This is a genomic window from Chthoniobacter flavus Ellin428 (genome assembly GCF_000173075.1).
Lineage (GTDB): Bacteria > Verrucomicrobiota > Verrucomicrobiia > Chthoniobacterales > Chthoniobacteraceae > Chthoniobacter > Chthoniobacter flavus.
Map to the genome: position 1 here is coordinate 384,366 of NZ_ABVL01000004.1, position 11,973 is coordinate 396,338.

Sequence of the window (11,973 nt, forward strand, 5' to 3'; positions counted from 1 at the left end):
ACCGCGGGGCGGTTACTTGTTCTTCTTGCCGCCGCTGTGGGCCGCGACCCACTGCTCGAGCGTGATCGAGCCGGTGTTGTCCTTGTCGATCTTCTGGAAATAGGCCTTGGCCTTGTCCGGGTCCTTCTTGCCCTGCGGGCCGGCCAGGAATTCTTCGAGGGTCAGCTTTCCGTCCCCGTTCGTGTCGAGCTTTTTGAAGCTTTCGGCCGGGTCGCGCTTCGGCTTGGCGGGCGTCGTCGTGGCGTCAGCGCTGCCAGCCGCGGGGGCTGCCGGTTTGTCGTCCGCCAGAGCGAGGGTGCTGCCGATCGCAAGAACGGCCAGGAGAGGCATGATTGATTTCATGTGGTTACGTGGATTTGTGGTTGTTTGTTTTGGTTATCCTCAGCCGACTCATTTCGTCGTGTGGCCAAAGCTGGGGAAGTGCTTTAACAGTGGGTTTCGACGGGAGTTGCGCGGAGAAATTTGGACCTCACGGATTTAGGCGAAAATGCCCTTCGCCACCGCGCCGTGCACGTCGGTGAGGCGGAAGTCGCGACCGGCATAGCGATACGTAAGTTTCTCGTGATCAAGCCCTAGCAGCGCGAGTAACGTGGCGTGCAGGTCGTGCACGTGAATCGGATTCTCCACCGCCCGATAGCCGTAATCATCCGTCGCCCCGTAGCTCAGGCCGCCCTTCACTCCGCCACCGGCCAGCCACATCGTGTAACCCTTCGCATTGTGATCGCGCCCGTCCGGCTTTCGGCTGTCCGGGGTGCGGCCAAATTCGCCGCCCCACATGACGATCGTATCCTTCAACAGCCCACGCTGTTTCAGGTCCGTGAGCAGCGCCGCGATCGGTTGATCCGTCGCCCCCGCGCTGCCCACCATCCGGGTGTGCAGATTGGTGTGGTGGTCCCATCCGCCGTGGCAGACCTCGATAAACCGCACGCCCGCCTCCGCGAGCCGCCGCGCCATGAGACATTGCCGGCCGAAATCATTCGTCGGCCCGGCGCCGATGCCATACATCGCCAACGTCGCCGGCGATTCCTTCGAGAGGTCCATTACCTTCGGCAATTCGCCCTGCATGCGAAACGCCAGTTCGTACGACTCGATCACGCCCTCGACCTCGGGATTCGACGTCGAGTTCAGCAGTTCGCGATTCATCGCCTGCACGAGATCGAGTTGCTTGCGTTGCAGGTCCGTCGGCAGATCCGGATTCCGCAAATTGCCAATCGCCGCCGTCGTTCCTTCCTCGCGCTGGGCGCCGATGCGCGTGCCCTGAAATACCGCCGGCAAAAACGAACTGCCGTAATTCACCGCGCCGAATTGCAGCGGGGGGCTCACCGTGACAAAGCCTGGGAGATTTTCATTCTCGGTGCCGAGGCCATAGAGCATCCACGCCCCCATGCTCGGCCGCACAAATTGCGCGCTGCCGGTGTGCAACTCCACGAAGGCCTGCGCGTGATTTGGAATGTCGGTGTGCATCCCGCGGAGCAGACACAAGTCATCCGCGTGCTCCGCGACTTTCGAGAACAGCTCCGAAATCGCCAGCCCGCTCTGCCCGTGCTGATCGAATTTGAACGGCGAACCGAAGAGATGCGAGCCCCCGCCTTTCGCCACGCCGGGCCGTCCGTTGTCCGCATTGAGCTTCGGCTTGTAGTCGAAGGTATCCATGTGCGCTGGCCCGCCCTGCATGCAGAGGAAAATCACGCGCTTGGCCCGCGGGGGGAAGTTTGGCTCCTTTTTCGCCAGGGGATTGGTGCTGCTCTCCGCCGCGCCCGCCATCATGCCTTTCAAGGCAAGCCAACCAAAGCCAGCGGAAACGGTGCGGAGCAAATCGCGCCGGGTCATCATTCGCGGCATGACGCCACGGCAGTCATAGGGAAGTGCGGAATGTGGAGTGCGGAATGCGGAATGAGTCCTCATAGCGGGGATGGGTTGGTTTGCGTGGATGTTTAATTCCGGTGCGACGAAAATGTGGAATTCGGATTGTGGATTGCGGAATGGCTTTTCATCGCGCGGCGCGGCTGGATTTGCTGGGCGATTTAGGTCCGTTGCGGCGGGACGTCTTGATCGACGAGACGACGATCGCGGTGAGTTCATTGGCCTCGGCGAGCAGAGCATCGCACCGCTTCGCCTTTACCAATCCTGCCTCGATGAGCATTTCGATCCAGTATGCGGACTCGTCGGACTCTTCTTCGACAATGCCGAGTTTTGCCTGAAACTCGGCAGCACTCCGTCCACGACATGCCGCTCGATAATTCGCGCCGACCGAAGTCGCCGAACGCAAAAGCTGTCTACCGATGACATCGGCCTCCCGATTTTTAGGAAGACTTTGCGTCAACCGAATTACACGAAGACCGAATTGTTTTGTACGTTGCTTAAGATCATTCATATTCCGAGATAGTATCTCGCCAATCCCGAATTCCGATTGCCGAATGGACTTTCGCCGCGAACCATTCCGCATTCCGAACTCCGAATTCCGCATTCATCTATTTGAGATAGCGAAACTCCGCACAGGCAAACAGCGCCTGGCAGAACGTACTCCACGAAAGCAACGCCGCGTCGTCGGCTTTGCCGCCTTTGACCGGCAACAGTCCGCGGCCTTCGCTGAGCAGATATTTCTCCGCACGCGCGATTTCCGCGGCATTCGGCGGACGACCGAGCGCGTATTCATAGGCGAGCGTGATGCGCTGCTCGTACGATACCGGTTGCGCGAGGACGCGTTTCGCCATCGCCGCCGCCTGATCGCGAACGAAGCCGTTATTCAGCAGATACAGCGCTTGCGCGGGAACGTTGGTTACGTCGCGCGCGGCCACCACCAGGCTCGGTTCGGCGAAGTCGAAGATATCCAGCACCTCCGGCACGAAATCGCGCACCACCGGCAGATACACACTGCGGTAATTCGCCGTGATCTGCGTGAAGCGCTCCGGCTGGATGCCCTTGCCGACGTAACCTTTTCCCGCCGTCTGCACCGCCGAGCCGTGCGGCGGCTGAAATTGCAATTGCCCGCTGGCCGTAAGCAGCGCATCGCGGATGGCCTCCGCATCGAGCCGCCGCGGCGACGCGCGCCACAGCAAGCGATTGTCGGGATCCTTCTCGCTGTCCACCGAATCGTGCGCGCTGCTGAGTTGATAGGTGTGACTCAGCACCAGCGAACGCACCAGTTTTTTGACCGACCACCCATCGTGCATGAACTGCACCGCCAGCGCATCGAGCAGCTCGGGATTGCTCGGCTTCTCGCCCGTGGCGCCAAAGTTATCCGCCGTCCGCACCAGCCCCTGGCCGAAGAGATACGACCAAACGCGATTCGCCTCCACGCGCGCGGTGAGCGGATTTGTCGGCGACGTCATCCACTCGGCGAGCTCGAGCCGTCCGCTGTGATCCGTTGGAATGGCCGGCACGTCGCCCGGCGAGAGCACCGTGAGCATGCCGCGCGGCACGATGTCGCCCGGTTGCGCTACCTCGCCGCGGACCAGCAGTCGGGCATTGCCCGGCTTGCCTTCTTCCACGCCCATCACCGCGCCATCCAGCGGCACATTCACCGTGGCCGGCGTATTCTGCTGGGCCTTTTTCTTGTTCTTCTTTTTCCCGCCTTCCTTGCGATTTGGCATCGTCACCGCCGGTTCCGGTGGCGGCGCGTCCGTGGAGGCGAGCATCTCCGTCGGCGGCGGCAGCGGAATCAGCGTCGAGGCATTGCGATTTTTGATGCCCGTGCCGCCCGTGCCGTAAAAAGTCTCCGTGCTGCGGAAGATGCCGGCCATCGCGTAGTATTCCTTCTGCGGCACGGGATCGAATTTGTGATCGTGGCAGCGCGCGCAGGCCACGGTGAGGCCGAGCACCGCGCGCGACGTCGTATCGATCTGCTCATCGATCTGATCCATGCGGAATTGCTCGGCGTTTTTCTCCTGCAAGCTTTTCGGCCCGATGGCGAGAAAACCGGTCGCCGTCAAATGCGCGGCGTGTTCCGCGCCATTCTTCGCCGGCAAAAGATCGCCCGCGATCTGCTCCCGGATGAACTGGTCGTAGGGCACATCGGCATTCGCCGCCGAGATCACCCAGTCGCGATACCGCCAGGCCTCCTGGAAGGTGAAGTTGCGCTCCTTGCCCGTGCTCTCCGCATAGCGCGCCACGTCCAGCCAATGGCGCCCCCAGCGTTCGCCGAATTGCGGCGAGGCGAGCAGAATATCCACCAGCTTGGCGTAAGCGTCGGGCGATTTGTTTTGCACGAAATCCTCCACCTGCTGCGGTGTGGGCGGCAGCCCGATGAGATCGAAATACAGGCGGCGAATCAGCGACCGGCGATCCGCATCGCCCACCGGATGCAGCCCCTGCGCTTCCTGGGCCGCGAGGATGAAGCGGTCCACCTCCGTGTGCGGCCACGCGGTGTCCTTCACCTCGGGGAGCGGCGCCGCCTTGGGCGTCTGAAAGGCCCAGAGCGTGGCTTTGGCCTCCTTCGGATCGAGGATCTTCCGCGCCACCACCTTGGCCTCGCCATCGCGCGGATCCGGCGCGCCGATGATGATCCACTTCTCGAAATCGGCGATGACGTTGTCCGGCAGCTTGCCGCCATCCTTCTCTGGTGGCATTTGCAAATCCTTGTCCTGCCAGTGCAGCGCCGTCACCAGCAGGCTTTCCTTGAGATTCCCCGGGACCACCGCATGCCCGCTATCGCCCCCCATGCGAATGCCCTCGCGGGTATCCAGCACCAGCCCGCCCTTCACCTTCTCGGATTGTGCGGAGTGGCATTTGTAACACTTGTCCGCCAGCACGGGCCGGATGTTCTTTTCGAAAAAGGCGAGCTGATCGGCCGTGGGTTGGGCCGCATCGGGCGCCAGCGCGGCCAGGCCGGAAGCCGAGACCGCAAAGAGCGCAGTCCACGCGAGGGAAAGTGAACGGAAAGACATGGCGGGGAGGGGCATCACAGAGGTAACAGCGTGAACCACGGGAATTGGGACAGAGTTTCTGGTGAATTCTTGGCGTCCCGTGGAGGATGGGCGTGGGTTTAAAACGCAGAGACGCGGAGACGCAGAGGTCGCAGAGTTTCGGAACCTGGAAGCGTGGTGACTGTGGAAAGGAGCCGTGCGGGCTCACTCACGCCTCGTGCCCAAGCTCCAGTTTGGGCATGCACCTGTCTGCGAAGCTCGAGCTTCGTCCGTGTCGGCTAAAGAAGCTGGAGCTTCCGAGACCAGTGCGCTCCCAAGCTGGAGCTTGGGAGCGAGGAAAGCTCGCCGCCATTCTCAGAGTTCTTCCTTGCCGTAATTGAAAACGGGGCTGACATCAGCTAATGCCAAATATGGGCGAGACAGTTCAAATGAGGGACGGAGATTGCATCCTGGTTATGGTCAAGGATGGCAGGGTCATCCATTGGACTTGGAACATGGCATTACCGCACGTCGAGTTCGTCCGCCGTGCCACGGGAACTCGTCCCGAGAGAGCTTGGGTTGGCACGGTATCGAAACTCGACGGCGAGGTGATGGGAATCACCTCCAAATACTTTTACGATTACCAGCTTCCGGCACCGCCAGATGTGAATGCGGCGATCAAGGAACTTTTCAAATAAACCACCTAGCATTGAGTTCGCGCGGGTCAGCCTGACTGAAGCATATGTTCGGGAAGATCGATCTGGTCCCATGGGGAAAGCTGAAACACGCTTACGGCGATGCGGTGGACGCGCCCAAATGGATACGCGCCTTCGATTCTGTGGAAGAAGAGGATCGGATGGAGGCGATTAACTATTTCCTACTGAGTTGTGCGTTTCACCAATACACGCTCTATACCGTCACTCCCTTTGTTATCCCTTTTGTTATCGAGGCGCTTGAATCCGCGACGCTCGGAGAGCGGAGCACAGGAATGTGCTCTTCCATGAAACTCGAGCTAATTCACTTTCTTCGCCTTTGCGCTCAATGCGGGCAGCGTGCGATGTATGGACACCCTTCTCCACAAGCTCCCACGGTCGAGGATTCGATTTTCGCCGGCGAGGAGCTTTATCAACGTTGTGTGGAAGATTCCGACGAGCGGGTCCGTTCAGATGCTCTCTGGCTTCTCGATTTTTGCCGTGCCGGAAAAGCAGTCAGAAATCGTTCCAAACTCCCGTTTCAGAACTAAGAGTTCCGCACTTTCCATTACCGCGCCGCCTTCCGATACTGACCCGGCGTAACTCCGGCATGCCTTCGGAAGAGTTGGGTGAAGGAGCTTTGATCGGCGAAGCCGCAGTCGGTGGCGATGTCGCTTAATGCGCGGGCGGTGGTGCGCAGGAGGTGGCAGGCGGCGGCGACGCGGGTTTTGATGAGGAATTCCTGCGGGGTGAGACCGAAGACGCGTTGGAACTGGCGCTGCATGGCGCGCAGGGAGAGGCCGCATTCGCTGGCGACGGTTTCGATGGTCAGGCGTCCGCCGAAGCCCTGGCGCATGCGGAGCACGGCTTGGGAGAGGACGTTGAAGGCGGGGAATTGGCGCTCGCGGGCGTCGGGCGGGCGCAGGACGCCCATGACGCCGATGACGCGGCCGCGGGTGTCCTTGAGGGGGAGCTTGGTGACGTGCGCCCAATCGGGCAGGCCCTGGCGGTCGAACCACAACTCGAGCCGCTCGATGACCTGCGCCTGGCCGGAGAGCAGTCGCTCGTCGTCGCCGGTGTAGGAGCGGGCCATGCTGTCGGGGTTCAAGTCGAAATCGGTGAGGCCGATAAGGTCGTGGTCGTCGCTCAGCCCATAGAGCTCATAGATGCGGCGGCTGGCGACCATGAGGCGGCCACGGGCGTCCTTGGCGAAGAAGGTGAGGTCGGGCAGGTAGTCGAAGATGCGATGGAAGAGGGATTCGGGAGCGAGGCGGCGGACCCAGGTGGCACGCTCGCGGGCGAGGGTGGGTAGATGACGCTTCGGTAATGCGCGCGGCTGGCGGGTGGGGCGGAGTGGTGTCGCATTTCGCATAAAGATTGCCGCGGACAAGCAAGACGCGCCGGGCGTTTCGTGCAAGACTGTTTGTGCTCCTGGCGGTTCTGAGCGCCGCCTTCGTAATCCTTATTCGTTAATCCTTAATCCTTAATCCCTCCGTACCGAAGCGGGATTAAGGATTAACGAATAAGATTAAGGATTAAGAATTCTCCCACCCACTAAGCGGTGGCGGGGTAGATTGACTGAAGCTTCCGACACGCCCACAATTCCGATTTTCCATGACCGACCGTAATCCACAGCTTCCCGCCCAAGGATGACGACTCCCCATTTTCTGGCCATCGAAATAGGCGGCACGAAGCTGCAGCTTTGCGTCGGGACCGAGGGCGGGGAGATCGTGGATCGGGTGCGCTTCAGTGTGGACAGGGCGCGCGGGGCGGAGGGGATTCGCGAGCAGATTGCCAGGGGCGTGCCGGAGTTGATTGCCAAGTGGCAGCCGTCGGCGATTGGCGTGGGCTACGGCGGGCCGGTGGATTGGCGTACGGGGCGCATCTGGAAGTCGTATCACATCGCCGGCTGGTCGGATTTTCCCATGGCCGATTGGTTGCGGGAGCAGACTTCGCTGCCGGTCTTCGTGGAGAATGACAGCAATCTGGCTACGCTCGGCGAGGCGATCTGCGGCGCGGGCAAGGGGATGAATCCGGTTTTCTATACGAACATGGGCAGCGGGGTCGGCGGGGGGCTCGCGGTGGATGGGCGCATTTATCACGGCGCGCCTCCGGGGGAGATGGAGTTTGGCCATCTGCGGCTGCATGGGCCGGAACGCATTTTGGAAGACGACTGTTCGGGCTGGAGCCTGGATTGTGCGATTCGCGTGGCGGTCGAGAACGCGCCGGAATCCACCCTGGCGCAACTGGTCAAGGAGAACCCGGGCAGCGGCGGTGAGGCGCGGCATCTGGTGAAGGCGCTGGAAGCCGGCGACGCGCTGGCGACCTCGCTGGTGGAGACCCTGGCCGGCCATTTCACCAATGCGCTCGGCGTGGTCGTGCAGCTTTTGCATCCGGAAGTGATCGTGATCGGCGGCGGCGTGTCGCTGATCGGCGAGCCGCTGCGCGCGGCGGTGGCCGAGCGGCTGCCGAGCTTCATCATGGATGTCTTTCATCCCGGCCCGCAGGTGCGCCTCGCGGGCTTGCGCGAGGATTCCGTGCCGGTCGGCGCGCTGCTCATGGCGGCGGACCGGTTCAATAGTTCCAAAACCACACCCCTATTATGAAAGACTGGCTTCAAAGCTACATTGCTGCTCAACACCGTGCCGTGGATTCCGTACCGCTCGACGCGGTCGCCAAGGCGACGGAAACCGTCCGCACCGCCTGGGAAAACGACCGGCAAATTTTCGCCATCGGCAACGGCGGCAGTGCGGCGAATGCTTCGCACTTTGCCACCGACCTTGGCAAGGGTTCCTCGGATGCCGTGGGCAAGCGCTTCCGTGTGCAATCGCTGACCGACAATCTCGCATGGATCACCGCGCTGGGAAATGATTACAGCTACGACGATATCTTCCTGCGCCAGCTGCAGAATTTCGCCCGTTCGGGCGATGTGCTGATCACCGCGAGCGTGAGCGGCAGTTCGCCGAACCTGGTGAAGGCGTTCACCTGGGCGAAGGAGAATGGGCTGCACACCATCGCCATGGTGGGTGCGAAGCGCGGCAAGCTGGCGGACATCGCCGGGCAGGTGATCGTCGTCGACGACACGCACTACGGCCGCGTCGAAGACGTGCACATGCACATCTTCCACATGATCTGCTACGCCTTCATGGAGAAGACCGCGTGAAGAGCGCTGCTGCCCGTCCTCTGCCCCGATTCACCGGCGACGTCGAGGTGCGTCCAAGCCTGGTACCGCGTCCCGGCATCTCGCATGTGGTGTTCGATTTCGATGGCACGCTTTCGTGGGTGCGCCATGGCTGGCCGGAGATTATGTTCGGCGTTTTCGGGCGCCATTTGCCGGTGCAGGATGGAGAGAGCGCCGCTGACCGGACCGCGCTGTTCAACAGTATCGTCTTTGGTTTGAATGGGCGGCCGACGATTATGCAGATGCAACGCTTTGCCGAGGTGGTGAAGGAGCGCACGGGAGAAGAACTGGTGCCTGAGGATCTGCGCCGGGAGTTTCAGGATGAGCTCGATGCGGAGATCGCGGCGCGGTTGCTGTCGATTCGCAGCCGGGCGGTGCCGCATGATGCCTTTGTCGTGCATGCGGCGCGGGCACTTCTGGAGCGTCTGCGCGAGCTGGGCATCAAGCCGATCGTGCTCAGCAGCACCATCGAGCATCGCGTGCGCGAAGAAGCGGAGGCGCTGGATCTCGCGCAGTATTTCGGCGAGCACATTTACGGCAGTCCCGCCGACCCGACCTCCTTTTCGAAGATGGCGGTGTTTCAGCGGTTGCTGAAGGAAGAAGGGATTCAGGGCGAACACCTGTTGTCCTTCGGCGATGGGCCGGTGGAGCTTTCGTCGACGAAAGAACTCGGTGGCCTGGCGATCGCGGTGTGCAGCGATGAAGATCACAACGGCTCTGGGGTGATGGATGCATTCAAGCGGCGGCAGTTGCTCGACGCCGGCGCGGACGCGGCGCTCCCGGATTTCCGCGATGCGGTCGCGCTGGTCGACTATCTCCTGCAAAAATGAAAACGGTGCAGCAGCTCGATCTGTCGAAACTGAAAGTATTTCCGCTGGCCGAGCGGAAGAGCCTGACCCGCGCGGAGGATATCCTGATTCCGCCGGACTCTGCACCGAAGCCGGTGTCGGAGGAATTGGCGCGGCAGATTCAAGGGGCGGCGGAGCACATTCGCGCGGCGAAGCAACGTGGGGCGAGCGTGATGCTGCTCTACGGCGCGCATCTCCTGCGCAACGGCACGGCGTTGATTCTCGACCGGCTCATGGAGCAGGGATGGGATCACGCATCTGGCGACGAATGGCGCGGGAACGATTCACGATTGGGAATACGCCTGGTTTGGCGCCTCCACCGAGAGTGTGGAGATGAATGTGGCCAGCGGGACGTTTGGCACGTGGCACGAGACGGCGACGAATATTCACCTCGCGCTGATGGCCGGGGCGCTGGATGGGCTCGGCTATGGGCGTTCACTCGGGCGTTATATTGCGGAGGACGGGGCGAATGTGCCGGGCGCGGAAGCGCTGGCGCAGAGCATCGCAGCGGAGCCGGGGCATCCGCTGACCGCGGCTCGGGCGGACCTGCTGCAGGCCTTGCGCGAAGGACGCGTGTCCTCGGGGCGCGTGGCGATCGAGCATCGTTGGAAACAGGCTTCGATCCTGGCTTCGGCCTGGAAGCATGGCGTGCCGATGACGGTGCATCCGGGGATCGGCTACGACATCATTTCCAATCATCCGATTTTCAGCGGCTCGGTGATCGGGCGTGCGGGGGAGCTGGATTTCAAATTATTCGGCGGCTCGGTGGAAGGGCTCGATGGCGGCGTCGTATTGTCGGTTGGGTCGGCGATCATGGGGCCGCAGGTCTTCGAGAAATCGCTGAGTTGCGTGAACAACATGCGCCTGCAGTCGGGGCGGCAGATCGTGCAGGGGCACCACATTTACGTGGTTGATTTGCAGGACGGTGGCGGATGGGATTGGACGAAGGGCGAACCGCCGAAGACGAACGCCGCTTACTACCTTCGCTTTTGCAAAAGCTTCTCCCGCATGGGCGCGCCGATGCATTACCTGCAAAGCGACAACGCCGCTTTCGTGCATCATCTTGCGCACGCTCTCCAGAACGCATGACCCCGGATCGCCTTTCAGAAATCGCCAGCCGTTACTCGAAACTGCGCATCGCCGTCGTCGGCGATCTTTGCCTCGACCGCTACCTGGAGATCGATCCGTCGCGGGCGGAGGTTTCGATCGAGACGGGATTGCCGGTTTACAATGTCGCCCGCGTGCGTTCGCAGCCCGGGGCTGCGGGGACGATTCTGAACAACCTCGTGGCGCTCGGCGTGGGGCAGATTTTTCCCGTCGGGTTCTGCGGTGAGGATGGGGAGGGGTATGAATTGCTGCGGGCGCTCGGAGCGCTGCCGGGCGTGGATACGGCGCACTTTTTTCAGACGTCGGCGCGGCGCACGTTTACCTATTGCAAGCCGTTGATCATGGAACCGGGGCAGCCGCCGCGGGAGCTCAATCGGCTGGATTCCAAGAACTGGACGCCAACGCCGGCGGAGGTCGCCGATCGGATCGCGGACTCCGTGGAGAAGCTGCGCGGGGCAGTCGATGCAGTGATCTTGATGGACCAGGTCGATGTCGAGGAAACGGGTGTAGTGACGAAGTCCGTGCTGGCGCGCGTGGAAGCGCTGGAAAAGAAAGCGGCGCCGATTCCCGTGCTGGCGGATAGCCGTCGTGGATTGCGCGGGTTTTCCTCGGTGATTTTCAAGATGAACGCGGCGGAGCTTTCCGCGCTGACCGGGATGCCGGCGCAATCGTCGCTGGAGGAGGTCCGCAGTGCGGCGGTGGAACTGGCGCAGCAGAATCAACGCGCGGTGTTTGTCACCATGGCCGAGCGTGGGTTGGTCGGCGCATTGCCCGATGGGCGCAGCGAGCATGTGCCGGCGTTGGCGTTGCGTGGGACGATCGACGTCGTGGGGGCGGGGGATTCGGTGACGGCGAATCTCGCGGCGGCACTCGCAGGGGGCGCGGAATTGCGCGAGGCTTTGAGTGTCGCGGCGCTGGCTTCTTCGATTGTCATCCACCAGTTAGGGACATCGGGAAGCGCGTCGGTGGCGCAGATGAAGGGGCTGTTGGGTTAAAACGCAGAGGCGCAGAGACGCAGAGGTCGCAGAGGAAAAGCGCAAGCGCCCTCCCAAAAAGCCGTCATCCTGAGCGAACGGGGAATCATGGGCGGAGTCGAAGGATCTCCAATATCCCGGGCGAAGGCGGTGGGAGAAATGAGGCCGTGGACACAGTGCTGCACGTGGGGCTCCGCGCGAAAACCCACGAAAATTGGAGGTCCTTCGACTCCGCCCATGCTACCCCGCTCCGCTCAGGATGACTGGCTTTTTTTTGGAGCGCTTCGCGCGTCTTTGCCAAACGCTTACCGATGGCATTGCCGCTCC

Annotated in this window: 12 protein-coding genes; 7 read left to right on the top strand and 5 right to left on the bottom strand. The window is 61.8% G+C overall.

What is annotated here, in order from left to right; genetic code table 11:
• Positions 1-12: 12 nt before the first annotated feature.
• The 4 genes from CFE428DRAFT_RS09230 to CFE428DRAFT_RS09245 all read right to left on the bottom strand — a co-directional run bounded on the left by CFE428DRAFT_RS09230 (position 13) and on the right by CFE428DRAFT_RS09245 (position 4,886).
• Positions 13-330 (bottom strand): EF-hand domain-containing protein, encoded by a 318-nt coding sequence (locus tag CFE428DRAFT_RS09230; RefSeq protein WP_083805059.1) that lies wholly within the window; start codon positions 328-330, stop codon positions 13-15.
• 147 nt (positions 331-477) lie between these two features.
• On the bottom strand, positions 478-1,833 hold the full coding sequence (locus tag CFE428DRAFT_RS09235) for a DUF1501 domain-containing protein (protein WP_006979250.1): 1,356 nt from the start codon (positions 1,831-1,833) through the stop codon (positions 478-480).
• Positions 1,834-1,990: 157 nt separating this feature from the next.
• A complete protein-coding gene (locus CFE428DRAFT_RS09240) occupies positions 1,991-2,374 on the bottom strand; it encodes a four helix bundle protein (RefSeq protein WP_042724682.1) in 384 nt (127 codons plus the stop codon).
• Positions 2,375-2,471: 97 nt separating this feature from the next.
• Positions 2,472-4,886: a PSD1 and planctomycete cytochrome C domain-containing protein gene (locus CFE428DRAFT_RS09245; RefSeq protein WP_064736162.1), complete on the bottom strand. Its 2,415-nt coding sequence runs from the start codon at positions 4,884-4,886 to the stop codon at positions 2,472-2,474.
• A gap of 473 nt (positions 4,887-5,359) precedes the next feature.
• Here CFE428DRAFT_RS09245 and CFE428DRAFT_RS09250 point away from each other — a divergent pair, with 473 nt between their 5' ends.
• Together CFE428DRAFT_RS09250 and CFE428DRAFT_RS09255 are read left to right on the top strand one after the other, a co-directional pair.
• Positions 5,360-5,542 carry a hypothetical protein gene (locus CFE428DRAFT_RS09250; protein ID WP_131989662.1) on the top strand — a complete coding sequence of 61 codons (183 nt, stop codon included), beginning with the start codon at positions 5,360-5,362 and terminating at the stop codon, positions 5,540-5,542.
• 44 nt (positions 5,543-5,586) lie between these two features.
• Positions 5,587-6,087 (top strand): hypothetical protein, encoded by a 501-nt coding sequence (locus CFE428DRAFT_RS09255; protein ID WP_006979254.1) that lies wholly within the window; start codon positions 5,587-5,589, stop codon positions 6,085-6,087.
• 17 nt (positions 6,088-6,104) lie between these two features.
• On the opposite strand, the gene CFE428DRAFT_RS40375 is transcribed toward CFE428DRAFT_RS09255, so the two are convergent.
• Complete coding sequence (locus tag CFE428DRAFT_RS40375; RefSeq protein WP_006979255.1) at positions 6,105-6,908, bottom strand: AraC family transcriptional regulator; 804 nt, start codon at positions 6,906-6,908, stop codon at positions 6,105-6,107.
• 277 nt (positions 6,909-7,185) lie between these two features.
• Between CFE428DRAFT_RS40375 and CFE428DRAFT_RS09265 the strand changes: the two genes are divergently transcribed.
• The 5 genes from CFE428DRAFT_RS09265 (at position 7,186) to CFE428DRAFT_RS09285 (ending at position 11,667) form a co-directional block, all read left to right on the top strand.
• Positions 7,186-8,142: an ROK family protein gene (locus CFE428DRAFT_RS09265; protein ID WP_006979256.1), complete on the top strand. Its 957-nt coding sequence runs from the start codon at positions 7,186-7,188 to the stop codon at positions 8,140-8,142.
• Positions 8,139-8,699: a D-sedoheptulose-7-phosphate isomerase gene (locus CFE428DRAFT_RS09270; protein ID WP_006979257.1), complete on the top strand. Its 561-nt coding sequence runs from the start codon at positions 8,139-8,141 to the stop codon at positions 8,697-8,699. Before CFE428DRAFT_RS09265 ends, CFE428DRAFT_RS09270 begins: the two co-directional genes overlap by 4 nt.
• Positions 8,696-9,547, top strand: a complete 852-nt coding sequence (locus tag CFE428DRAFT_RS09275; protein ID WP_006979258.1) for an HAD family hydrolase — start codon at positions 8,696-8,698, stop codon at positions 9,545-9,547. The genes CFE428DRAFT_RS09270 and CFE428DRAFT_RS09275 overlap by 4 nt, the downstream gene beginning before the upstream one ends.
• 300 nt (positions 9,548-9,847) lie before the next feature.
• Positions 9,848-10,654, top strand: coding sequence for a GSU2086 family protein (locus CFE428DRAFT_RS09280; RefSeq protein ID WP_474373876.1), 807 nt, complete (start codon positions 9,848-9,850; stop codon positions 10,652-10,654).
• Positions 10,651-11,667: a bifunctional heptose 7-phosphate kinase/heptose 1-phosphate adenyltransferase gene (locus CFE428DRAFT_RS09285; RefSeq protein ID WP_006979260.1), complete on the top strand. Its 1,017-nt coding sequence runs from the start codon at positions 10,651-10,653 to the stop codon at positions 11,665-11,667. Before CFE428DRAFT_RS09280 ends, CFE428DRAFT_RS09285 begins: the two co-directional genes overlap by 4 nt.
• Positions 11,668-11,973: the final 306 nt, after the last annotated feature.